The sequence below is a fragment of the Acetobacter persici genome (assembly GCF_018256955.1).
Classification (GTDB): domain Bacteria; phylum Pseudomonadota; class Alphaproteobacteria; order Acetobacterales; family Acetobacteraceae; genus Acetobacter; species Acetobacter persici.
In genome coordinates, this window is sequence record NZ_JAERKU010000014.1 from 32,540 (window position 1) to 57,291 (window position 24,752).

Below are 24,752 nucleotides of genomic sequence, written 5' to 3' on the forward strand. Positions count from 1 at the left end.
AACAAAAAAATTAGAAATCACCAACTGTAGCTCAAATTTCCATAAACACGTCGACCTTGTCCAATATAACAAGAATAGGTTCCACCACAGGAAGCAATATAATATTTATTCGTTAGATTTGAAATTGAAAGTTGTGCTCGCAGTCCTTTGAGAGAAGTAAATGCTTGCCCAAAATCATAATGAGCGCCAATGTCGAACAGCACGTAGGCGGGAACTTTATAACTGTTGACAGCATCTGAGTACGTAAACCCCTTATATCTTACACCGCCGTTAATTCCGAATCCTTTCAGGAAACGTGCAGGCGGTGTGTAGTCTACAAATGCTGACACCATGTTGCGTGGAATACTTTCCACATATTTTCCTTTCTCAGCTACGACACTTCCTGTGCTGCCGTCGGCATAAGCCTGAGTATCGGAAAGATTACTGTCCAGATAAGTAGCCTCATCATAAGTATAAGAAGCATTAAATCTCAGGTCGTGAGTAATGTTAGCATTGGCAGAAATCTCAAACCCTTGTGAACGTGCTTTTCCGGCATCGCTGGAAAAGGAATCATGATCGGGGTCGTTAACCAGGAAATGGTTTTCATCAATCCTGAATGCTGCAGCCGAGATGAAAATATTATGGTCGGGTGACTCATATTTCATTCCGGCTTCCAATTGCCTTCCTGTCAGTGGAGGAAACAGTTTTCCTTCCCAGTCTCTTTGACCAAAGCTCTGCGGCACGAAGGAAGTCGAGTAACTGAAATAGGGAGCGAGGCCGAAATCGAACTTGTAGACAAGTCCCGCCCGCCACGTGAATGCACTCTGGGGCCTGGGAAGGTTGTGACGTCTCGTCAGGACATAATCGCCGGCCGCGTTTTCGTTCGATCCGGACTCAGTGTATCCATGATAATTAATCCAGTCCTGACGGCCGCCGAGAATCAGGGAGAGCCGTTTATATTTGATCTGGTCCTGGAAATAGATACCTTCCTGAAAATAGGAAGCGTTACTTCCATAGACGTAATTTTGACAGGTCCTAGAGTGAATGTTGATACACGGGACATAGTTACTGTGCGGATCATAAACATTCACGAATGAGTAGCCATCCGTTCCCGGGTATCCGTTATAGCCGGGCGTGTCGTCGGACGTAGTGCCGTTCTTGTCGTCATATTCCCGGAAATCGGTCCCGACGATCCAGTTATTATGTAGTACTTTGCCAATAGAAAATTTTCCACCGACTCTCGTGTCTAACCCAATGGTCGAAGCCCGCCCTCCGCCTTCATAGGCTCCTCGCCCGTAAAGGTCTGGAAGAACGATAACGCCACGTGTAAGTCTCTTTTCGAAATCTTCCGACCTTTCCCATCTCAAATTCTGACTGAAATCGATCCATTTATTAAATTTGTGCTGAAACTGATATTCAATAAATGCGTCTTTCTGACCAGAAACATTCCATCTCGGGTCTCCTAGAAAACGGCTTCTGGGAATGCGACCGTTATGATTGGTGTTTAAAAGTATCTCAGGTGGCAACTGGGTCCAGTTTGTTCCGTCACCGGGTGTATACATGTAGGATCCCACGAATGCGACATTGGTTTTTTCATCAATATTCCATGAAATAGAAGGCAAAACGCCCACACGATGATAATTTACATGATTGGTCTGGTTACCCTGCGTTACACCAATAGCTGCAATACGGTATTTTACAGTTCCTGATTTATTAATCTTATCGCTGACATCAACAGTGGCTTCGTACCGCCCCCAGTTTCCAAAACCAACCGTTGCATTATGTAATGGTGTTTCTGTCGGTTTTTTCAAACTCATGTTGATCATACCACCTGGCGTGCTCTGCCCATACATTACGGAAGATGGTCCGTTCATGACTTCTATTCGCTCCAGAAAAGCAGTTTCTCCGGCGCTGTTAGAATAGGATCGCAAGCCGTCCACAAACTGCGAGGTATCAAATCCGCGCTGCTGGATCGCACCGGGATTTTGTCCACTGGCTGGACCGTTACCAAAAGCTCCAAAAGCCTCGACACTGACGCCCGGCATGTATCGCAGAGCCTCCATGACGTTCTGAGGCTGCTGATCAATCATCTGCCGTTTCGTAATCACATGGATCGAATTCGGAATTTCAATGATTGGCGTATCTGTTTTTGAGCCTGTCATGGTGCGTGTCGCAACATAGCCCACACCCGGCCCGGAAGGATCCTGCTGATGGCTTATATTTCCACCAACACGCACCGGACCAAGCATGATGGCGGACGATGTTTTTTGTATAAGAATGTTTTTTGAGCTGGTATGATGAGCGACAAGACCGGTTCCCGCCAACAGATGTGTGAGTGCTGCATCGGGCGTCATTTTTCCCGATACTCCTCCCGATTTGATACTCCGAGCAAGGTCGCCGTTGACCGATATCTGTATGCCTGCCTGACGTCCAAGACGAGTTAGCGCATCAGCCAGCGATCCTGCCGGAATGGCAAATTCCATTTCCGTTGATGCCGACGCTTGCGCGCTATAAGCAGGATTGATTATCAGCCATGATAACCCGGCCGTAGAAACTCCCAGCGCCAGTCGTTTGGCTAATCTAATTTTTTTCCAAGTTCTGTTATCGACACCCACGAACACCACACCACTACTCCAACTTCGCTCGACATCCAGAAGCAAGAATGCGGTTGCGTTGCATTCTTAATTAACTTCTCAGAGAAAGAACGATGCAAAGGGATCTTTTTTCGGTCGCGATATTCAGATTTTTTGATTTTTCTGAAAATCAATAGGAAACAACGATAATCCAAGGGGTTATGTGGTAAAGCTTCGCACCCTGCGTGTCAGCCATGGCTTTAAGAGCGCTTTCAGGAGCCGACAGGTTATAAACTCCTGTCACCTTCCCAACGCTCAGATGCCGGTTGGCGACAAAAATTCTGCCATTGTAATATGGGTTAATTCGAGTAACTGCATCACCAAAGGAACTATCTTCCAAAACAAGCTGGCCGCTGGTCGCCCATGCTCCGATATTCTCAGCATCTTCGTGACTGGTCGACACGATGCCTCGGCCTCGTCTCTCAATCCGCTGACCGGAATGGAGGTCTGTCGAAAGATGATTGTCTCCATCGACGTGCACCTCGCCCGATTTCACAGCGACAGCGGATGATTTATGAGACACTTGCACGTCAAACTCAGTGCCAATGTCGGTCACGCTGATTTTTCCTGCCGTCACCCTGAACGGGCGCTCAGGATTATGGGAGACCTTAAAAAATCCCTCTCCACGGAGAAGATGGATTTCCCGCCCACCCTCACGCCGAAAAACGACATTCATTGCACTTTTTGGGGCCAGACTAACCTCGCTCCCATCAGCCAGCTTGACTGTCATTTGCTGCGCCTTACCAGTCGAGTAGTCGGCTGTCAGTCCGTAATAATAGTCCGGAACAAGCATAAAACTCGCCAATGCAGCAGCTAATGCGATCGTAGCTCCATATGAAATCCGTTTAGAAACGCTCGTGTGACGCCAACCAGACTTGCAAGACTGCGTGCTGGATGAATATCTTTCTTTCGCGAACAGCGGCCCCATGAGATCGTAGATACCCGAGGTGGCAGCCCACGCTTCACGATGAGTTGGGTCTTCAGAAAGCCAGCGTTCAAAGTCATCTTTCAGCTTTTGATCGTCAGGATTTTCCTCAAGGGAAACCAGCCAGCGCGCGGCTTCAAGAGAGATATCTTCATATGTTTCATCGCTGCTCATACTCCACTCTCCATTAGGCGTTGCGCAGCACCCGAAATAACTTCTCTTCGCCAAAACAGACGATACAAGATTCTCTTTTTTCGGTCGAAACAGAAATTCGATGTCATTCGGGGGGAAGAACCCGGCTACGACAGTGCGCGATACCACGCGCTATGATTTCATGCGTCACAGCAATAGAGATGCCAAAATGGGCTGCAATATCCTTAAGTTTGTATTTGCCTGAACGACGCATTTCAAGAGCGATACGCGTTCGTTCAGGTAATTCATCCATAGCTTCGCTTAACAGGCGCATTTGCTCACTGACCAGCATGTCCGCTTCGGGCGAGTTCGACGCGACCGCATTTCCCATCTCTTGTGGTGAGGCATCACAGGTGCTTTGTGCCTCCCTTCCGATTTTGCGTTTTACGTCAATCGCCAGATTGCGAACGACACGGAAAAGATAGGAGTCAGGCGAAACAATTTCGACCGTCGCGGTCATCGTCCGATTGATACGGAACCATGCTTCCTGCACGATATCATCACCATGATTTGGTACGATCGTTTCCGCATATTTTATAAGATCATTCCGCCGCGAGATGAAAACTTGCAGGACCAGAGAAGGCGATCGCACCATTTGTTCGTTCCGTAGCGCGCCTGTCAGATAAGGATAAGAATGATTCTTAGTTACTCCAGACGCAAAGCAGATACAAGAGCGCTCTGTGTGAATGATGGTGATATCTGTCAGTCACCTCCTCCGAAAAGCTGAAGGCGCCTATCGTTTTCGTGAAGGAAACCGAAACCAGGCGCCTCTAACATTCGCCACGAGCAAATACAGGGCGGGCGTGGTGAACATGGTCTGGACCTGACTGATCAGCAGGCCACCAATTAGCGCAATCCCCAATGGCTGACGCAATTCCATGCCGTACCCGCCCATCAGCACGAGCGGCAGCGCGCCGAGGGCTGCGGCAAAGGTTGTCATAACGATAGGCCGCAGCCGCAGCAGGCACGCTTCACGGATAGCGTCCCGCGGTGTCATACTGCGTTCGCGCTCGGCATGGATGGCGAAATCCACCAGCATGATAGCATTCTTGAGCGAGATACCGGTCAGAAGCAACATGGCGATCACCGCCATGCCCGAGAACGGCAGTCCGAACAGGTCCAACGCCATGACCGCCCCTATCCCGGCCGAGGGAATGGTGGAGAGGATGGTCAGCGGGTGCCACACGCTCTCATACAGCATGCCCAGCGTGATCCAGACGGCCAAGACAGCCGCGATGATCAGGATCTCGCTGCCATGGGTGCTTTTGCCTTGATCCCCTTCGTCACTTTGCAACTCCCCACTGATGGTCTTCGGCAGGTGCAGGTTGCGCCATTCCTGATCGATAACGAATTGCGCCTGAGATAGGCTGATACCCAGCGCCAGTTCCAGCGCCAGTGAGGCGGAACTGGCGTAACCAATGTGGGTGACCGCCACCGGGTCGAGACTGGGGGTGATGCGGGCCACGACGGACAGCGGCACCAGTGTCTCTGCCCCCGTGGCCACGGCTGAACCCGTTGAGACATTGGCTCCGCCAGCCAGAGAATTGGCGATCTGGTTTCTGAATTCCGTCGCACCGGTTGAGGATGTCGTGCTGGTCGCAGATGCGGTTACCACCCGGATGGTGTTGGACGCCGAACTGCCCGAGGCGGACCCGCCCGAGGGACTGATCCAGAACTGCTTCAGGATTTCCGGATCGCGCTGGAAACGGTTTTCCACCGTCAGCACCACGTTATACTGCCCATGTGGAGTGTAGACGACCGAGGCCGTGGTCTGGCCAAGCGCATCGGACAAGGTATTGCCGATCACCTGCGGCGTGACGCCGACACGGGCGGCAATATCACGGTCGATCGCCAGCGTGATGCCCTGCCCCGGTGGATCGATGTCCGGGTCAACATCCGTGAACTCCGGATGGGGGCGCAGGGCTTTTGCCAGCCTGCGTGTGGCCGGTCCCAGCAACCGGTCGTCCTCGCTGCGCAGAATGTAGCTGACCCCACTGCTGTTCGAGCCGACCCGCATCATGATGTTGCCGGGTGCCTGTGCGTGATATTCGGCGTGAATGTCTTTCCCCATCCGGGACACTACACGCGCGGCCACTTCTGCTCCCGAGGCCCGCCCGGTGGACAGGTCACGCAGCGTGGCGAACACCATGCCGTGGCTGGAGCCTTCGCCGGTATCGAGATAGGCGATGACATGGCTGACGGCCGGGTCTTCCAGCAGCACCCTGCTGAACCGCTCCAGCCGGGTTTTCGTCTGCGCCAGTGAACTACCGCTGCCGCGTGACCCGCCCGAAACAATGCCGATATCCTGACGCGGGAACACGATCTTTGGCATACGCAGAAACAGAAAGCCCGTCGCCAGCAGGGTCAGCGGCAATAGCAATACGGTCTTGCCGGGATGAGTCAGACAGACTTCCAGAGTTCGACGATACAGGCTGCCATTGTGTTTTTCATGATCCAGACAGTATGCGGCATCCGCATGATGTGACGGGACAGCAATATCTCCCACCCCTCTGACATCGCCTGTTACACACTTTAGTTTTCTTCCCTCGGCAAACCGCATGCAGAGCGCCGTTAGACAGGGCGTCACCATGCAGGACAGAACCAGCGAGACTGTTACGGCGATCCCTACCGTCCCGGCAAACTCCCGGAACAGCCGCCCTGTCAGACCAGACGCCAGCCCGATCGGCAGGAACACCGCTAGCACCGAAATGGTGATGGACAGCAGCGTGAACGCGACCTCGCTGGCCCCGGTAATGGCGGCCTCGTCAATGGAAAGCCCGCGCTCACGCACGCGGATAATGTTCTCGATCACCACAATGGCGTCATCCACCACCAGCCCCGTCACCACCGTCAGCGCCATGAGCGAGAGATTATCCAGCCCGAACCCCACCAGATGCATCGGCCCGAGACTGGCGATCAGGCAGCACGGCACGATGATCGCCGCTGCAATGGAAGCGGTCCATGACCGCAGGAACACCCAGACCACGACCAGCGCCAGAATGCAGGCGGCCAGCAGCGTCACCAGCGTGTGGTGCAGGGAGGACCGGATCACCGCCGAACCATCCCGCGCCACGGCAATATCTGCACCCGGCAGCATCAGTGTCCGCAGTTGCGGGAGACGCGCCTTCACGGCCTCGACAATGCCGACCAGATTAGCTCCCGGCTGGGCGCGGACCATCAGCGTCAGCGCCGGTTTACCGTCAAAGAAGGCCGCCGCGTTCACGTCCTGCATGCTGTCGGTGACGGTCGCGACATCACGCAGCCTGATAGGACGTCCGTTTTTATAGGCAATCACCAGATCCCGATACGCTGCGGCATGGTCGGCCTGATCGTTCACGGCCAACTGGTAACGCTGGCCCGCCATGTCGATCACGCCTTTCGGCGTATGGGCATTGGCCGAAGCGAGTGCTGCGCGCAGGTTCTCGAACCCCATGCCGTATTTGAAAAACAGCAGAGGGTTCATCTCCACCCGCACGGCGGGGGCGGAACTGCCCATGAGCATCACATCCCCTACCCCCGGCACCTGGAGCAGCATGGGCCGCAGGGTAGTGTTCACCAGATCATACAGGCGCGGCATGGGCTGCGTGCCCGGTGTTACGGCAAGGATCAGCACCGGTGTCGCATTGGGGTTGGCGCGATGATAGCTCGGGTCTGACCCCGGCGTGGTTGGCAGGTCGCGCCGCGCGGCCCTTATGGCGGCTTCCACGTCCCGCGCGGCGCCATTGAGGTCACGCCCCAGCTCAAACCCCAGCGAGATGGAGGTCTCGCCCCGCGTGGAGGTGGACTGCATCTGTGTCACACCGGCGATATTGCCCAGATGGCGCTCCAGCGGGGCGGCCACCGTGCGGGCCATGACCTCGGGCGAGCCGCCGGCGTTGGAGGCGGAGACAGAGATCACCGGCAGGTCGACATCAGGCAGGTCGGAAACCGGCAGATGGGGCAATGCCATCAGCCCTGACAGCACGGCAGAGAGCAGCAGCAGGAGCGTCGCCACCGGGCGATGGACAGACCAGACGATGAATTTCAAGGAAGATGTCCCGTCCCTGCGGGAGGGCTCACTCTATTAGACGATTGATGCGGACGTTTTTTCAGTGGAAAGGCGAAAAAAATATTCGCCTTCTTTCACCGGGCTTTCAAAGCTTACCCGGCTGACGATGTGACCGTGATAGCAGCACCCTGCACGGCCAGTCCGTGCTCAGCCGCGACCCGGTGCAGCAAGGTTGCGATTTCTGGCGCATTGCAGGCAATCTTCCGTCCGGTTCCGGCCTCCACGAAAGTAATCGCAAGAATTGCTCTGGGCTCCGGAGCCACGCTGTAGCGCCAGAGACGGTCCGGAGTCACATCCCGACGCAGGATACCCCGCTCCACAAAGAGATTCAGGTTACGCTGGATCGACCCCTGTGAGGGGGCATGCCCCTCTTCCATAATCCGACCAAGTGTTTTCCAGATTTCAACCGCCGTCGCGCGTGGTCCGGCTTCCAGAATGCCGTGAAACAGGATGCGCCTCAGATCGGTCATTTTGATGCCGACCTCCTCACTGCGCTCTTCCAGCCTGCGCACGGCGCTGCGGCTGGCGCCCATGCCGGGGCGGATCTGGTTCACGACTGGCGGCGAACGGCGGTGTTCGGAAAAGGTAGGCATGGTTTTGATCCTGTCACGATCAGAGATAGAGATAAGGAAACAGCGGAAACCTCAGTTCCCACCGCCATGAATGTAGAACTCGACGGGGACCGTCAGGGTAATGGGGTCACCCGCGACACTGTCCGGCGGGATGGGCAGCGGCTGGGCACGTTTGGGTAAAGCCACCGCCTCCTGATCCAGCAGAGGATGGCCGGAAGAGCTGGCGAGTGTCACCGAAAGCACATGGCCTTTGCGGTCCATGGAGAAGGTCACCGTTGGCGCGCCTTCCTGATGATCGGCCATCGCGTCAGACGGATAGCGCTTGAATTTTTCAAGCTGCGCCAGCAAAGCCCCCTGCCAGGTCACCGGATCGTGCGAAGCTTTTGAAGACGACGCACCGAGAGCCGGAGCAGCCTGTGCGGGAGCCGGAGGCGCTTCTGAAGAAGGCGGTGCTGTTGTCGCCTCGGCCGGTGGCGTCTTGTCCGGGATCGGCTTTTTGAGCATCGGCACCGGCTTGTGTTTCTTGACCAGCTTCTTTGGCTTCTCCGGCTTGGGCACCGGGATTGGCGGATTGGGCGCGGGTGAAGGTGGCGCCGTGATCTTTGGCGGTTCGACCGGGGCAGGATCCGGGATGGACTGGGTCTGCTGCGGCCCCGGTGGCAGATCGGTGGGCGGGGTCGGTGTGGAGACCGGTTCCGGAGCCATATCGATGGCAATCGCAGCCGGTGGCGGTTCCGGCACGGCCATGACCGGCGGCGGCAGCCGCATGATCCACCAGACCGCCCCGCCACTGACGGCGAGCACGGCGAGGAAAGACACGCCCCAGCGGAGTGCGTCATCCCGCCGGGCCAGACGGAGCTGCCCCCTCTGCCAGTCGGAGAAGGACGACGAAGCCGTATCCTGCATTACGCCAGCAGTCTGTGTCGTACTCGCCATGTCCGCCGTGTGGCTCACGGTGTCGCTCCGGACGCAGGCGCGGCAGGAGCAGTCGGTGTCGCGGAAGACGCGCCGCCACCTGCGGGAACCGGCGTCGTTCCGGCCTCACTCCCTTCTTCCTGCCCTTGCAGATTCACCAGAGCGACCTTGAGGTAACCAGCAGACCGCAGCTTATCCATCACGCCCATCAGCGTGCCGTAATCAACCGTCTTATCGGCGCGCAGGAATATCCGCTCGTCCTTGTTGCCTTTGGTCGCACTCTCCAGCGCGCCGGGAAGCGCATCGGTGGTGATGTTATCCTCGCCCAGCGCCAGACCGTGATCGGCTTTCACCGTCAGGAACACCGGATCATCCGGGCGCGGCGTCGGCTTTTCGGACGAGGACGGCAGGTCCACCGGCACGTTCACCGTGGTCAATGGGGCGGTGACCATGAAGATCACCAGCAGGACCAGCATCACGTCGATGAACGGTGTGACGTTGATCTCGCTCGCCTCATGCGGGCTTTCATCGGTATGACGGATGCGGATCATGGCGGATTACTCCCCCGCCACCGAACGGCTGTCACGGGAGGCATCAAACCGCACCACCTGTCCGCTGGCCGTCAGCGCCTGCATGCGCCCCAGATCACGCGAGACAAGACGCATGACCAGTGACGTCAGATCAGCCACCTGCGCCCGGCAGGAAGCCGTCTGGCGGGCAAGATGGTTGTAGATCACTACGGCCGGAATGGCCGCCACCAGCCCAAGGGCTGTTGCCAGCAAGGCTTCGGCAATGCCGGGCGCGACTACGGCGAGGCTGGTCGCCTTGCTGGCCGCGATCCCGGTAAAGGACGTCATGATGCCCCAGACGGTGCCGAACAGGCCAATGAAGGGCGAGGTCGCGCCAATAGTCGCCAGCACGCCCGTACCGCGCATGAGCCTGCGGCCTTCGGCGGCTTCCAGCCGTTCGAGATGCAGGACAACACGCTCCTTCAGGCCCTCGCTATCATCAGGGATATCCTGAGAGCGTTTGCGTTCCGTCTCGGCGGCCATCACCAGTGTGTGCGCAATGGAGGACGTGCCGCGCGTCCACTCTTCCCCCAGATCCAGTGTGTTGGCCTCTTCCAGTGCTTTCTCTGCTTTTGTCAGCTTTACCCGCACACGCAACAGCTCGACCGACTTCGCGATGAAGATTGTCCAGGTCAGCAGCGAAGCCACGGCCAGCAGGATCATCACACAGCGGACGACCGGGCCGGCATTGAGGAACATCTCCCACGGAGAAAAGGAAATAGGAGCAAGATCGGTCATGAGAGACCTCCTTTGGAAGACGGTCGGCTCCATGCCCGGATCAGGCAAATGACCGTAACGATGAGGGGAATGGAAAGGGCCGCCCACGACAGGACCAGCCAGACGCCATGCTGGCCCAGCAGGGCGGACAGTAGACCGAAAAGGGTGAGGAGCCCCAGCGCAATTGGCCAAGTCCAGACCGAGACAGGCTGACGCGGTGCGGAAGCGGGCACGACAGAGTCTGGCTTCTCGGGAGAAACGGCGCTCATCGGACCATCTCCCCTGTCAAAACAGGCGGCGGCGCATCCTCGGCGTCATCCAGATCATATCCCAGCGCGCGCAAACGGGCATCGGTCGCCATCTTGCGTTTGCCAGCCCACAGCACCAGACCGCTCACCAGAACCACGATCACCACGACATCAAGTAGCGCCCAGAGGATTTTCAAAGGCATGCCACCATAGTCGCCGAAATGCAGAGGGCGGGAAATTTCAAGGAAACGCAGGTACCACGGCATCGGATACGCGCCCGTCAGTTCCCCCGTGCGGGCATCGACCAGAACCGGGGTGAACAGCCGGGCGCGCAACGGTGTCGCGCCATGGGTCCACAGCATGTAATGCACGGGGCTACCAAATGGTGCGCCGGGGAAAGAAAGGCCTGTCACCTCATTGCCAGGGGCCGCCTTGGCCGCCGTGTCGAACGCCGCCTGCACGGAGGATAGATAATCCTGCGATATAACCGGAAGCTGCGCATAAGGTTTGAGGATCTGCCGGACATCGGTTATCCGCCACAGGCCGAACAATGGTGTCTGCAATTCGTTGACAAAGCCCGTGAAGCCGACAACCAGCGCCCAGGCGAGCGTGGCCACCCCCACCAGGTTGTGCAGGTCCAGCCATGTCAGGCGTGCAGCCCGGTCCCGGCGCACAGCCCCAAACGGCAGCCGCTTCATAAAGCGGCCATAGAGGACCGTTCCCGAGACCAGAGATGCGACAAACAGAACCCCCATAACACCCATGAACAGCGCACCGGGCAGCCCCGCGAACAGGTTCATGTGCAACCGCGTCGCTGTGCCGAGAATAATCCCGGTCCATGTCCGGGGCTTTTGGGGAGCGTCAGGAGGCGGAGACTGCTTCAGCACCTCTGCATTACGGGCATCGAACTTGATCCAGTGGCTGGAATTGCGGTCCGGATATTTCTCATCATCCTTTAACGCCTGCCAGCTTGGAGCCATGGAAATGAGCACCGCTGGTTCATCATCATCCGGATTGACACCGGTGACAATCTGACCGGGAAACATCGCCCGCGCCTTCGCCACCATGACATCAAAGCTAGCATTCGGCGTACCGGATAGCAGCGCTGCGTAAGGCGGGTCATCGTCACCAACGAATGTGTCCCAGATCTGCTCGGAGAACAGCATCGGCAGCCCGGTCACGCACACCACCAACAGGAACAGCGTGCAGACCAGGCTTGTCCATTTATGGATCACGAACCAGCGGCGAAGGGTACGGGTCGTCATGAACGCCGCATCCTCACAAATGCGTGTAAGAGTGAGTCGCAGTTGATGAAACGATAAACGCCCACGTGACCTCCTTTCCGGAAAACCCGCTTTCTGTCGGCAACGGCAGGACACAGCGTCCTGCTCTTCCGCCAGAAGGCGTGCCCTTATTTACTAAGACGATCTGGGAAGGAATTTTCAGTAACAAAAACTCAAAAAAATCGACATGCCATTTATGTGCATCTGAACTGGTAGGAGAACAGCTTTCCCGTGACAGCTCACGTAACTTGCACAAGACCATCCCACGACTTTGGCATAGGTCGCCCCTTGGATCTTGCTGGGGACAACCCACGTTTCTTGCAGGAAGTTGCCCCACGGAAAGTGCAGTGAGGTTGCCCCTCGACTTTGGCATGGAAACGAGGGGCAAAATGCTGAATTTAATGGGGAAAAAGAACTGTAGTTCGGAAGGGGCAATTTCACCAATTATAAGTCAAATTTCCATATATGCGCCGCCCCTGCCCGATATAACACTGATAGGTAGAGCAGCTAGCGAGATAGTACTTATTGGTCAAATTCGAAATGGCCAGCTGAGCTTTAAGACCTTTCAGAACGGGGGTAGCCCGGCCCAGATCGTAATGGGCTCCGATATCAAACAGCACATACGCCGGTGTCTTGAATGATTCGACATTGTCGATGTAGGTAAAACCCACATACCGTACGCCGCCGTTTACGCCAAATCCATCTAGAACGGCTTTCGGAAAGGAGTAATCCAGAAAAGCCGAAACCATGTTGCGCGGTACATATGGCACGGCCATGCCAGACTGCGAAATGGCGGTGCCGTAGCTTGCATTCGTATAAGGATCAAATCGCTTCGAAGTTTTGTTCGTCTTTGCATAGCGGATATCTGTATAAGTGTAGGAAGCAATCATCCTTAAGTCTCTGGTAATGTTGGCATTCGCCGAAACTTCAAACCCTTGTGAGCGCACGCGACCCGCATCTGCACTATATCCAGTATGGATCGCATCGCTGATAAGATAATGATTTTCCTCAATATGATAGGCTGATGCTGTCAGGAGAATATCTTTGTTTGGAATTTTGTATTTCAAACCCGCTTCAAACTGTTTCCCTGTAAGGGGAGAAAATGGCTGCCCTTGCCAATTTGTAGACTGCTGCGGAATAAAAGATGTCGAATAACTAAAATAGGGCGTCAATCCCATATCAAAATTATAGAGGATGCCCGCACGCCATGTGAACGCATTTTGCGGCTGCGGCGAAGTGCGAGATGAAGAGTACCTATTCACACTGGTTCCGCCTGTATTATTATATTGATGTGTGTATGAATGGGCACTAAAATTTACCCAGTCTTGACGGCCTCCAAGCAAAATAGATAATTTTTTCCATTTTATCTGATCCTGAAAATATATACCTTCTTGAAAATAATCATCGTAAGCAATGCTATGCTGCCCAATGCACTTTGCAGAAGACAGTGAACTGAAACATGGTACATAGTTGGTCTTAGGATTATATATATTAATTGCAACATCCCCCTTTGCGTCAAGAATCCACGGATATACATAATTATAATCACGGAAATCCGATCCAATCACCCATGTGTGTCGGAGCGGACCAGTCGAGAGTTTTCCGAAAAGCCTCGTATCAAGACCGGCTGTTCGCGTTGATTCAGCGCTTAACTGGGGAGCTTCGTAAACGGTGCCATCCGAATATCCATCATAATAGGCGTCTTTGCCCAATTCCTTGCTCTTTTCCCACCGGAATGTCTGGCTGAAGTTGATGTATTTGTTAAATCTGTGGTGGAACTGATACTCGAACATCGCGTCCGTTTGCGAATTGGTGTTCCAGTTCGTCATGGACAGGAAATTTTTCCGCGGGATGCGCGCATATCCGTCTGTAATCAACGTCCCTTGCAAGGGGTAAGTATTTCCTGCGCTCACGCCAGAACCGGGGGTATACATATAACTTCCGAGCACAGTCAGAGACGTATCAGGATCAATATCCCAAGTCAGCGATGGTAAGATGCCGACGCGGTGGTATCCTACGTGCTCTGTCTGTGTGCCCTGTGTGACACCTATGGCAGCGATACGATAGCGCACATTACCCGATTTTGTGACCTTATCACTAACATCGGCGGTCGCTTCATAACGGCCCCAGTTGCCGAATCCAAGAGTTACTTGGTGCAATGGTGTTTCAGTTGGTTTTTTTAGAGTGCTTGCGATCATGCCGCCTGGCGTGACTTGGCCATACATCACAGAGGCGGGTCCATTAACGGCTTCAATCCGTTCCAGAAAGGCAGTCTCACCGGAACTCAATGATTCACTCATCAGTCCATCGACAAACTGGCTGGTCCTGAAGCCACGTTGACTATACCCCCCAGTATTTCCACCAGCCGCTCCCTTGTTCCATGTGCCTTCAGCACCCGCATACACGCCGGGCGTATATTTCAATGCGTCTTGAACGCTTTGAACTTGCTGATCTTGCATTACTTGTTTCGTAATTACGTAAATGGAATTTGGAATTTCTGTTATCGGCGTGTCAGTCTTGGTCGCAGACATTGTATTTTCAGCCACATATCCAACACCTGGGCCTGTAGGATCTTGATGCGCGACCATCCCGCCTACCCGCACAGGGCCGAGGGTAATATTGGCCGCTGCTGGAACAAGCGAGATTTTATTGCCAACTCTCGAAAAACTGTAGCCACTGCCAGATAACATACGAGACAGAGCCTGATCCGCCGTCATCGTTCCCGAGACAGCGTTGGCATGAAGCCCCTTCACTTTATCCATATCATAGAAAATCTGGAGATGAGCAGTCTGACTGAGTGTCAGAAGGGCGTGGTTAAGTTCGCCGGTCGGGATATTAACCGAGAGGGTCTGCGCCGCCACCGGAGCGACAGCCCCCTGCGCCATCGCAAAAGATGGACAAAGCTCAACGGCGCACCAGGTCAAGGCGCTCCCGGCCATTAGCTGACGAATCAATATTCCACATCGGTTCCGATTTTTTATCCTGCGCGGTGCATCCCCACGTTCCATCATCGCCTCATTTCATCCATCGTCACGGCACCCTCAAAACGAGAATGCTTTGCATTTGCGTCAATGAGTAAGACGCCTGAGGCTTCAGAATTCAGTAAGGAATTCTGCGTGACCGATGCAGTTTTTTTATTTTTGTTTCTGTATCAATGTATTAGAGGGCGCGTTTCCGCACGGGTGAGCAGTAAGGATAACCGCCCCTCAATAAATGATCGTCGCAAGACCGGCGAGCGATACCGATCGCAGGGCGAGCTGCCGGGTGATCGAGGAGACCGCACCGTCAATATCGGAACAGGAGAAAACGCCACTCACCCGGCGATCTCTGAGACGTGCGCCCATCAGCATGATGCGCCCGCGCCGATATCGGTTCAGACGCGCGATCACCTCCGAGAGCGGCTCATTGTCGAATACAAGCTGTCCGCTGCGCCAGGCTGTCATGGCGTCCACCGGAGCGGCCTGCGGCATGTCCAGTGCGCCATCAGGGCCATATCGTACACTCTGCCCCTCCGCGACGACGACCGAATGTGTCAGGCCATCAGGGGGCCGCGTTACGACCCTGACACTATGCTCGGTCACAGTCGTGCGCACCCCGGCAGGATCACGTTCGACCATAAACTGGGTGCCAAGAGCGGTCGACGTGCCATGGCTCGCTTCGACGACAAAAGGCCGATGCTCCGTAGCACCCAATGGCGCCACTTCGAACCAGGCATCGCCATCGATCAGCACGATCCGTCGTTCGGCTGTCCCATAGTGGATCGCAAGCGCGGTATGACTGTCGAGTTGCGCGGTGCTCCCGTCCGGCAGGGAAACTGTGCGTATTTCGCCGGTCGCGGTCGTATAGTCGGCACGCCAGCGACCAAGATTCAGCCAACCGTCATCGCCCTGCATGGCCAGAACAGCAATGCAGGCCACGCCCAACGCCACACCTGTTCCGATCTGACGACGACGTGTCACCTGTTTCTGTCTGGTACCGACATCAAGATCAGACCATAGGGACGACGCGCGGCGAAAAGCCTCCTCATGGTCTGAGGAGGCGGCGCGCCATGTGGCGAAGGCGCGCTGTTCCTCGATCGTCAGAGGCGTTCCGCCCTGCCGGATCACCCAGGCAGCGGCCTCTCCGTCAATCCGGTCCTGCCGGTCGTCGACGGATTCATTCATGGGTACTGCCCTGAAGACAAAACGGGGTCATACCAAATAAGACGTCCTGACATACTCAGAACCGTAAAAGAAATCTGCATGACGTCAGCGCGGCAGACGACGCAGGAGATGCTGGAGCGCTGCGGCCAGATGCTTCTGGACGGAACTTTCCGAAATATCGAGTTTGGTTGCTGTCTGCTGATAACTCAGACCGGTCACGCGGTTAAGAACGAAAATCCGCCGGGTCATTGGCGGCAGTTCCTCCAGCTGCGCGGCAAGCTGCCGTATCCGTTGCCGGGCCGCCGCCACCTGATCAGGCCAGGCCTGATCGTCAGCAATCTCGGCGATTTCTTCGTGCGTGACGGCCCTCGTACAACGGCGCTGCGTCGCCCGGATATGGTCTACGGTCAGATTATGGGCGGTGCTGAAGAGAAAGGCACGACAGGCGCCTGCGGGGAGAGCATCGCCGTGCTCGACAAACCGCAGAAATGTCTCCTGCACGAAATCAGCTGCGAGGTCACGGTCGCGTAACCGCTTACCGACATAGTCGGTAAGTTCGCGCCGATGACGCGAAAACAGCCCACTGATCCGCCCCTTGCTCACGACCAAAATTACCTGAGAAACATTACACGTCGGCTTTGCTTAACACAGATGATAATCGTTCTCAATATTGCATATTCTTTTTTTGCTGAATCCACTTCATGCAAACGTCTTCTTTCTTAGCAGGACATTCATATCCGCTACAGGAGATTGGCATGCATCGCCCCCTCTCGATCTACAGGAACGGCTGGTTGTCCGTGTGATTGCGTCAGAAGGCATCTTTCGTGGGGCAGGGCGCATGCTGGGCGAAAAACAGTCTGCTCTCAGCAGATCACTGCGGTTACTGGATAAGCGGTTATTCTTCGCCTGCTCGAACCGGGTCTAAGACAACGACGCCTCGTCGTGAGCAATCGCGCCGATTGCGGTCGTGCAGGTGCCTACCAGGTTTATCTGAGCAACCCATCAAACAGATAATACAGTTTGAGATGCTCTGCTCTGGGAGAATGTGATCGATTTTATGGATTTGCTGGGAATGGCTTCAATATCCTGGCTTATGAGTGATTGAGCGCAACGCAAAAACCCCGCCTGAAGGAGGCAGGCTGATGGTAGTAATTTATAGATAGTAGGATTTTGGTTACTGAACACACAACCAAAGAAAACTGCTGCCAGAACAGTTAAATTAATGAAATAATAAAAATATTTTCTCTATTTTCGTTTGACTCTTTATCATCCTTACTCTGAAACAACCGAATGCCCCTGCCCTACGGATAGTCTATTACTATATAGAGACAATGGATCGCTTTTCCCGTAATCCAGAGATTACCAAAAAGCATTGAGTGCAAATCCTTGGTTCGAGCTTCAGGGAAAAACTGAATGTAGCTGGTTCCTCTTCCTCCCGCAGGCTGCCTAACCAGAATATCGCATGCCACGAGATCATTGATACCTAGCATGACGGTACCCGCCTCGCATTATTCCGACAGTTATGGGGGGAAGCGGACAGACGGGTTTTGGGCGAAACAAAATAGTAGACGATGAGTGCCTCATATTTATGCTCGCCGCCACTAGGCTCAGGACTCATTCTTTGAGGTAGAAGATGAAGCTTGCTGCGATGTGGATTGCGGACATGAATGTATGAGCGCAGCGGTCATATCGTGTTGCCACTCGCCGCCGGTCTTTGAGCTTTGCGAACATGTTTTCGATGAGGTGGCGCTTTTTATACAGATGCTGCCGGACAGGCCGGCCCTGCCATCGCACACGGCAATGAAGTTTTGAGTTCAGAACGCCTTTTGTCCGTCCGATATGGCGGGGAAAAGCCCCTTTTGAGCAGAGAGGCCTCTGTCCGGTGTGCTTTGAGGTGTATGGGGTCAATCATCAGACGCTTCGACCTTCCTAATTGCTCAGCCAGGGTAGTGAAAATCCGGTCAAAGACACCCAGGCGGCTCCAGTGGATAAAGCGATTGTATAAAGTCTTGTTCGGACCATATTCTTTAGGAGCGTCTTTCCACTGAAGCCCGTTGCGGATCATGTAAACGATCCCGCTCAGGACACGACGGTCATCCACGCGGGGCACTCCGTGTGCCAGAGGGAAAAATGCCTCATCTGGCTCTCAGACAGCAAAAACACGTCACTCACAGCCTCACCTACATCGGTAAGCCTGTGAATCACAACACACAGCTCAATTTAATAAATTAATGGGTCCTGAGCCTAGGTGACCGGCTCAACATCAATATCGGTCGCATCGCATTAACGGATACTTACGGCACGTTGGCCTTGCTTTGTACCTTATAAATTTGGCTACGGGCACGATACTTCCCCTTATGCGGACTTGATCGGCACCATACCCACTGCATGGCAGTCGACGATCCACGCCCATGCCGAAAAACCCCGTGATACATTCTACTTCGAAGCAGACCAGATGATCTACCGCACACACGGCACCAGTCAGATGGCGGGCGGCTATGTGATGGCTGGCTATAGTCACAACACTCCGAGCATTTCCACCTTCGCGGATGACGTCTATGTCGGCACATCATTGGCTGGTCTCATCCCCGGTCGCCCGTATGACCGACTGGGCATGATGTATTCCTATTACCAGACGAGCCCGCGTATGACCTATGGCCGGCGCCTGCGGCAGAAGGCACGCCTGACTCTGGGGCCTTATGTTACCGGTCCACAGACCCATTCCGCAGTGTTGGAGGCTTATTACAGCATGCCGGTTCTTCCCGGCCTGATCCTCTACCCCGAATTCGAATACATGATGCGACCGGGTGAAACATCCGTCATTCCTAACGCCGCGCTGGTCGGTATCAAACTTATCGCCAACCTGTAACCACGATGCGGCTGGATACTCTCCAGAAAATGGATGCTCTCCTGAATATGATCACTGCGCGCGATAAAATAAAAATTAGGCGCATCTTCGATCAACAGATGCGCATGATAGCAATACGAACAGAACACTCTGAAACAGAAAAACGTGTGCAAGAGATGGAACCGGCATGAACGACATGGCCACCACACCAACGACAATATCCGGGCAGGTTGAGACCTATGACGTGGCAACCTCACGCCACGTAGTCGCTGCCTCATTGCTGGCATGGCTTCTGGATGCCTGCGATTTTTTTATTGTTCTTTTCACACTTGATGATGTCGCGCGCAGTTTTCATGCCTCACTCGAAACTGTTCTGCTGGCGCCCACCCTTACCCTGCTCACTCGCCCGATCGGTGCTTTTCTGTGTGGGCACGCAGCCGACCGCTACGGGCGCAAACCGGTCATGATCACCACAATCGTCGTCTATTCCACGATCGAGATCCTGTCGGCTTTTGCCCCCAACCTCATGATCTTTCTGCTTCTGCGCACTGTGTTCGGCATAGCACTGGGCGGCGAATGGGGCGTCGGCACGTCGCTCATCATGGAGAGCATTCCGCCCTCCTGGCGGGGCACTGCCTCGGGCCTCCTGCAGGCGGGCTATCCCGGCGGCTATCTGCTGGCCTCTCTGGTTTTTCTGCTATTGCCATTCATCGGCTGGCGCGGTCTGTTCATCCTTGGCGGCAGCGCCGTGCTGGCAGCCGTTTATATCTGGTTGCGGGTGCCTGAAAGCCCCGAATGGCTGCGCCGCAAGCATACACAGAACACCGGAACAGCCAGTGCTCCCGGCATGTGGTTTATTGTCCGCAACAATGCAGCCTTATGCGCTTTTGCGATTACACTGATGGCGGCATTCAACTTCATGAGTCACGGCTCGCAGGATCTTTATCCCAAGGTCTTCCTTGGTCTGGAACGCCACCTGTCTCATCCGTCCATTACGCTGATTGTAGTAATTTACAACATCGCCGCCATTGCCGGCGGTCTGTTTTTTGGCATGCTGTCACAAAAGATTACCCGCCAGTACAGCATCGCATTGGCAGCACTTCTTGCCCTGCCCTTCCTGCCCTTATGGGCATTGTCCCACTCGGCCTTCTGGCTTGCCTTTGGTGCAGTCTGCGTGCAATTTTGCATACAAGGTGCCTGGGGAGTGGTCCCCGCCTATCTCAGTGAGCTCTCACCAGCCTCTGTCCGTGCAACCTTTCCCGGTCTTGCCTACCAGTGCGGCAATCTGATCGCCGCAAGCAATGCGCTGCTGCAAACCGGTCTTGCCTCATGGTTTGGCACCGGCCTCGCTCCCGCCATGATGCTGACAGTCGGTGCAGCATCCCTCGTAGTCCTGACTCTGATCCTGCTCAACGCCCGCCTGTATGGCCGTTATCATGCGGTTCAATAAAAAATTACTTTCCCTCCGCACGTGTCATGATTTGATTCCAGATCATGTGTTATCCGTTAAGCGACGTTGCGCTCATCATGGCAACCGCAGACTGGATCAGGTTCTGACAAGTCCTGGTCGGGGGTGTTTCGCTCTTCCTCTGGGCTGTGCGGACATTTTCCGACTGTATTGAACTGTGGAACAGCCTGGCATAGCTTCCTATGAAACGGAGGAGGACGTATGCCGGTCAATCAGAAGTCGCCACGCCCACTGGACGTGCTGGAATATTGGCGTCGGTCCCTCGTCGACGAAGCTCAGGCAACACTTTCCTTCGAAGGTAAGGACGTCGTGACGCTTCGTGTCGAGGATTTACGCCGCGGCATTCTCCCGCTGGGCGACGTCAAGGCTCTGAACGACCTCCGTTTAAAGCAAAAGGATGATGCAGAGGACAAGGACAGCGACGTTATCATAGCTAGCGTCGCGCTACGTGCGCTTAACCTGACTGTAACCCACGGTGCCGGCGACCTTCGTCACGCACGGGCCTATGTTCAGGGTGTCGTTGTGGCTGTCAGCATGACGGGCCAGCTCTCGGTTCATGACGGCCTGCCTCCATGGATAAACCGGCACTATCTGGAACCAACTGACAGCATCGTAACCATTGGACACGTGGAACGGATGGATGCCTGGTTACAGGCGAACCCGCCGGACTGCACCGAGTGGTCACGCTGGCTCGATTGGGCAGACAGATGCTGGGATGCGGTCACTGGCGGAGTGGTGCCTCAGGGGTGGGTGCTGACCGAGACCGTACCCGCGTTGCCGGTCGCATCTTCCGCCAACATGGCGATGATCCGCAACCTTAAGAAGTTTTACGATGCAGCCTGCGCTGAGCCAGCCAGTATCATGTCGCCTTTGCTTGCGCGCTACATCACCCCGCTCAACGATGCAGAATTGGTCGATCGGGCGTTCCGCGATGAAATGTCCAAGGCACCTCGTGGGTCGATGAACGGCAAATATGGCCTCTCACCTAACCAGTCCGATACTGTGGGCGCCTATCTGGCCCTCGAAGAGGGTGAGATGTTAGCGGTGAACGGACCACCGGGTACGGGCAAGACAACTCTCTTACAAGGTATCATCGCGACCGAACTCGTCTACCGCGCCCTGCGTAATGAGGAACCCGCCGTTTTTGTCTGCACATCGACCAACAATCAGGCCGTACAAAACATTATTGTCGCGATGGGCGCCGCGCTGATTGACCCTTCTGACCGCAAATGGGCGCGGCGCTGGGTGGATGGTGCAGACAGTCTTGGATTGCTTCTCATTTCAAAGGAGCGCGCTCCCAGAGCAGAGAAGGAAGGATTTCTGGTCGCAATCCCCGGCCGCCGACCAGCGCCGGAGGACTGGTCCGGCTTTCCTGCCCGAGAGCGCGACTGTGCGATCCTTGATCAGGCCATAGTGACGTGGATGGCGCACTTTCATGATTATCGGGATGACCAGCAAGATGTGGAGGATATTCACAAAGCGGTCGAAATCCTGCGTATGGAGATGGCGCGTCTTCATAATCGCGTGCATCCTCTCATTGCCGCCTATCAGCGGTGTGACCAGCTTACGAGCGAAGGTCCTGACGCTACCACTCTCGCTGAAAAGGAGGCTGAACTCATCCGCCTGAAGCGGCAGCTCGATGAAAAAGCTGGAAACATCACTGCGCGTCTTGAAGAGGAAACCAGCGCTCTTGACGCGGCGCGCAGGCATTACAGCACTGAAAGCCAGAATGAGAGCCGCCTTCAGACCCGTGCGGAAGGTAACGTCGAAAAACAACAGCAACAGGTCGAAGACACCGATGTATTCGCCGCACGCCTCATTGCATCCCTTCCCGGCGAAGGCGGAATTTTTGGAGGTCTCTTCTCGACGCGCAAATGGGAAGCGACCGAAGTCATGGTCGCTCAATCGCCTCACGCTGCGGGGTTTGTGTCCGCCATGCAGGCCCGTACACGCGCGGCTTATCTTGGCGTGATCGCAGGCTTGCAGGAAACAGCCCGTAAAGCTCTTGATGACGCGGAGGCAGAACTGGCTGCCGTCGAGCGAACCCGAAAAGCGCGGCTTGCTCGGCTTGGTGCGGAGATTGAGGAACGCGCCAACAAAAAGATCGTATCCGAAAGTGAACTACGTCGAATCAACGAGATGAAGGCGCACAGCTGTGATGCTCCTCTGCGCGAACTCACCAGCAAGCGCGCGGAACTCGCTGCGCTGCCCCGAATGCTGGCTAAAGCCGGACACGACGTGGGTGAACCGGATTGGTGGCACCAGAATTTTGGAGTATCCGAAGGTGAACTGCCCTGGCTCTGGGAAACATCTGATCTCCGCGCGCTTGATGCCCTGCTTGACCGCACAGTGCGCTTCAAACTTTTTCACCTGGCTCTACGCTACTGGGAAGGCCGCTGGATCCTTGAGACGCAGAAATTCCAGGCAGCACTCAGTGGCGGCGATACACGCGCCTACCCCTTCAAGGGCGCTGGTGAGAAAGCGCTTGTGGCCATGTATCGCCGCTGGGCGATGCTGACGCCATGCTTCGTCTCGACAACAGCGACGCTGCCCAGGCATTTCATCAGAACCGCGCGCGTCGACCAGAAATGGCAAAGCCTCTACATGACAGGGTTCATCGACACGCTCATCATCGACGAGGCAGGCCAGATACCGCCCTTTCAGGCAGCACCCGCGATGGCACTAGCCAAGCGTGCGGTCGTCGTTGGCGATATCTACCAGATCGCGCCAGTTGTAACGATGCCGCATTCCACCGATTGCGGCAACGCGCAGGCCGCAGGTGTCTACCAGAGCTGGTGGGACGAGGATCATGCTGTGACCGACGGCCGGGTCGTGACGGCCAGCGCACGTAATGAGCTGCCGGGGTCTGTGATGCGTGTTGTTCAGTCTTCAACACGCTATTCCTCGCCCGACGCCCCCCTGCCAGGCATGTTTCTCTCCGAGCATCGCCGGTGTCACCATGACATCATTCAAATCTGCAACGAACTGGTTTATGCTGGCCGCCTTGAACCTATGACGCCGCTGCCAAGGATACCGCCTCCGGTACCTGCTCTGGCATGGGCAAACGTCTCCGGACGATACGAGCGCCTTGGCGGCAGCGGGGCTAACAAAAAAGAAGCCGCTGCCATCACGCGCTGGATCGGTACCCATGCACAGGAATGGGTTAACCATTATGGCTGCGAGCTATCAAAAATCGTGGCTGTCGTCACTCCTTTCTCTGCGCAAAAGCGCGTGCTTCAGACGATCATCAGCCGTATGCGTGACAACGAAAAACTGGATTACTCGAATGTCACCGTAGGCACCGTCCACGCGCTGCAGGGCGCGGAACGGCCAATCGTCATCTTTTCACCGACCTACGACCGTGACACGCCTCCCTCCTTCATCGAAGGCAGCCGCAGCCTCCTGAATGTCGCTATCTCACGCGCCAAAGACAGCTTCGTTATCATCGGCGCAATGGAACATTTCGAAGGTATTCCATCCTCCAGTTTGGGCATCGTGGGTCGATCAATGTTCGCGCGCGGTTCAGAGCTGCGCGAGGTCACCGGTAACTATGCTGCACCTGACGACATTGTCCTGCGCGGTGAGCGCCTGTCGACCCATGCTGCTCACGTCAACGCCTTCAACGCGGCTCTGAGTGAATTGCCGCCAGGATCTAACGCTGTGGTTGTCTCGCCTTTCCTTGGCGTAGACCCCGTGGAGACTGAAGCCCTTCAGGACGTCATCAGCGGTGCTATCGCACGGCGCTGTTCCGTGCACATTGTTACCCGACCGGCGATCAGGCCTGCCGATGCCCGCCTGCAGGTACTGTTGCGCGAGATGGGCGCGACGCTTCATCACATTGCGCTCCTACACTCCAAGTCGCTCATTACGCCTACAGTGCTCATCGAAGGTTCGTTCAACTGGCTCAGCGTCAAACGGGCTAATCCGGAGAGAGCCAATCTTGATACGTCCTGGCGCCTGACTGGCCTGCCTGCGCGCACGGCTGCGGCTGAGGCCATCAAGGAACTCAGAGCCCGCGGTGCCGCAGTAAACGTCGTGGTAACCAGTGAGGCGTCACCTGCCCTGGGTAATGGACCAGATACGAGTAACACCGGCAAGCCGCACGACCGTGGACGTGTCACGGTTTAGGTCCGTACCATTCGTTAGCTTCGTCTGCACTGTGACTGAATGGTGCCGGTATGGACCATCAGGATGTCATCTTGTCCTCTGCACG

The 24,752-nt window shown here is 55.5% G+C and carries 15 protein-coding genes and 3 pseudogenes; 3 read left to right on the forward strand and 15 right to left on the reverse strand.

The window, feature by feature from the left end; all coding sequences use genetic code 11:
- Positions 1–17: 17 nt before the first annotated feature.
- From JK199_RS13050 to JK199_RS16075, 15 genes and pseudogenes are all read right to left on the reverse strand, one after another.
- Positions 18–2,639 carry a TonB-dependent siderophore receptor gene (locus JK199_RS13050; RefSeq protein WP_212376706.1) on the reverse strand — a complete coding sequence of 874 codons (2,622 nt, stop codon included), beginning with the start codon at positions 2,637–2,639 and terminating at the stop codon, positions 18–20.
- A gap of 103 nt (positions 2,640–2,742) precedes the next feature.
- Entirely contained in the window at positions 2,743–3,711 is a 969-nt protein-coding gene (locus tag JK199_RS13055) for a FecR family protein (protein WP_212376709.1), read from the reverse strand.
- A gap of 103 nt (positions 3,712–3,814) precedes the next feature.
- The gene (locus JK199_RS13060) at positions 3,815–4,324 is read right to left on the reverse strand and encodes a sigma-70 family RNA polymerase sigma factor (RefSeq protein WP_212376713.1); all 510 of its coding nucleotides are present in this window, start codon (positions 4,322–4,324) and stop codon (positions 3,815–3,817) included.
- 138 nt (positions 4,325–4,462) lie between these two features.
- Positions 4,463–7,756: an efflux RND transporter permease subunit gene (locus JK199_RS13065; protein WP_212376716.1), complete on the reverse strand. Its 3,294-nt coding sequence runs from the start codon at positions 7,754–7,756 to the stop codon at positions 4,463–4,465.
- 113 nt (positions 7,757–7,869) lie between these two features.
- Positions 7,870–8,370, reverse strand: coding sequence for a Fur family transcriptional regulator (locus JK199_RS13070; RefSeq protein WP_212376719.1), 501 nt, complete (start codon positions 8,368–8,370; stop codon positions 7,870–7,872).
- A 51-nt stretch (positions 8,371–8,421) separates the two neighbouring features.
- A complete protein-coding gene (locus tag JK199_RS13075; protein WP_212376722.1) occupies positions 8,422–9,303 on the reverse strand; it encodes an energy transducer TonB family protein in 882 nt (293 codons plus the stop codon).
- A complete protein-coding gene (gene exbD, locus JK199_RS13080) occupies positions 9,300–9,815 on the reverse strand; it encodes a TonB system transport protein ExbD (protein ID WP_244985151.1) in 516 nt (171 codons plus the stop codon). The genes JK199_RS13075 and exbD overlap by 4 nt, the downstream gene beginning before the upstream one ends.
- Positions 9,816–9,821: 6 nt before the next feature.
- Entirely contained in the window at positions 9,822–10,571 is a 750-nt protein-coding gene (gene exbB, locus JK199_RS13085) for a tonB-system energizer ExbB (RefSeq protein WP_212361551.1), read from the reverse strand.
- Positions 10,568–10,819, reverse strand: coding sequence for a hypothetical protein (locus JK199_RS13090; RefSeq protein WP_212376725.1), 252 nt, complete (start codon positions 10,817–10,819; stop codon positions 10,568–10,570). The genes exbB and JK199_RS13090 overlap by 4 nt, the downstream gene beginning before the upstream one ends.
- The gene (locus JK199_RS13095; RefSeq protein ID WP_212376728.1) at positions 10,816–12,063 is read right to left on the reverse strand and encodes a PepSY-associated TM helix domain-containing protein; all 1,248 of its coding nucleotides are present in this window, start codon (positions 12,061–12,063) and stop codon (positions 10,816–10,818) included. The genes JK199_RS13090 and JK199_RS13095 overlap by 4 nt, the downstream gene beginning before the upstream one ends.
- A 455-nt stretch (positions 12,064–12,518) precedes the next feature.
- Positions 12,519–15,092, reverse strand: coding sequence for a TonB-dependent siderophore receptor (locus tag JK199_RS13100; RefSeq protein WP_212376731.1), 2,574 nt, complete (start codon positions 15,090–15,092; stop codon positions 12,519–12,521).
- 195 nt (positions 15,093–15,287) lie between these two features.
- Positions 15,288–16,244, reverse strand: coding sequence for a FecR family protein (locus JK199_RS13105; protein ID WP_212376734.1), 957 nt, complete (start codon positions 16,242–16,244; stop codon positions 15,288–15,290).
- 84 nt (positions 16,245–16,328) lie between these two features.
- Positions 16,329–16,826 carry an RNA polymerase sigma factor gene (locus JK199_RS16065; RefSeq protein WP_212376737.1) on the reverse strand — a complete coding sequence of 166 codons (498 nt, stop codon included), beginning with the start codon at positions 16,824–16,826 and terminating at the stop codon, positions 16,329–16,331.
- 1,011 nt (positions 16,827–17,837) lie between these two features.
- A pseudogene (locus tag JK199_RS16070) lies at positions 17,838–17,981 on the reverse strand (transposase); the annotation flags it as partial.
- Between the two features lie 42 nt (positions 17,982–18,023).
- Positions 18,024–18,345, reverse strand: a pseudogene (locus tag JK199_RS16075) (transposase); the annotation flags it as partial.
- A 201-nt stretch (positions 18,346–18,546) separates the two neighbouring features.
- Between JK199_RS16075 and JK199_RS13120 the strand changes: the two are divergent.
- The 3 genes and pseudogenes from JK199_RS13120 to JK199_RS13130 all read left to right on the forward strand — a co-directional run.
- Positions 18,547–19,092 (forward strand): annotated as a pseudogene (locus JK199_RS13120) (carbohydrate porin); the annotation flags it as partial.
- 175 nt (positions 19,093–19,267) lie between these two features.
- A complete protein-coding gene (locus tag JK199_RS13125; protein ID WP_244985160.1) occupies positions 19,268–20,521 on the forward strand; it encodes an MFS transporter in 1,254 nt (417 codons plus the stop codon).
- Positions 20,522–20,740: 219 nt separating this feature from the next.
- Positions 20,741–24,667, forward strand: coding sequence for an AAA domain-containing protein (locus tag JK199_RS13130; RefSeq protein WP_212376743.1), 3,927 nt, complete (start codon positions 20,741–20,743; stop codon positions 24,665–24,667).
- Positions 24,668–24,752 lie beyond the last annotated feature (85 nt).

Excerpts from the sequence above, each read along its gene's own strand:
- JK199_RS13055 (WP_212376709.1), bottom strand. The coding sequence starts at position 3,711 with ATGAGCAGCGATGAAACATATGAAGATATCTCTCTTGAAGCCGCGCGC.
- JK199_RS13060 (WP_212376713.1), bottom strand. The coding sequence starts at position 4,324 with ATGGTGCGATCGCCTTCTCTGGTCCTGCAAGTTTTCATCTCGCGGCGG.
- JK199_RS13070 (WP_212376719.1), bottom strand. The coding sequence starts at position 8,370 with ATGCCTACCTTTTCCGAACACCGCCGTTCGCCGCCAGTCGTGAACCAG.
- exbD (WP_244985151.1), bottom strand. The coding sequence starts at position 9,815 with ATGATCCGCATCCGTCATACCGATGAAAGCCCGCATGAGGCGAGCGAG.
- exbB (WP_212361551.1), bottom strand. The coding sequence starts at position 10,571 with ATGACCGATCTTGCTCCTATTTCCTTTTCTCCGTGGGAGATGTTCCTC.
- JK199_RS13090 (WP_212376725.1), bottom strand. The coding sequence starts at position 10,819 with ATGAGCGCCGTTTCTCCCGAGAAGCCAGACTCTGTCGTGCCCGCTTCC.
- JK199_RS13095 (WP_212376728.1), bottom strand. The coding sequence starts at position 12,063 with ATGACGACCCGTACCCTTCGCCGCTGGTTCGTGATCCATAAATGGACA.
- JK199_RS13100 (WP_212376731.1), bottom strand. The coding sequence starts at position 15,092 with ATGATGGAACGTGGGGATGCACCGCGCAGGATAAAAAATCGGAACCGA.
- JK199_RS13105 (WP_212376734.1), bottom strand. The coding sequence starts at position 16,244 with ATGAATGAATCCGTCGACGACCGGCAGGACCGGATTGACGGAGAGGCC.
- JK199_RS13125 (WP_244985160.1), top strand. The coding sequence starts at position 19,268 with ATGGCCACCACACCAACGACAATATCCGGGCAGGTTGAGACCTATGAC.
- JK199_RS13130 (WP_212376743.1), top strand. The coding sequence starts at position 20,741 with ATGCCGGTCAATCAGAAGTCGCCACGCCCACTGGACGTGCTGGAATAT.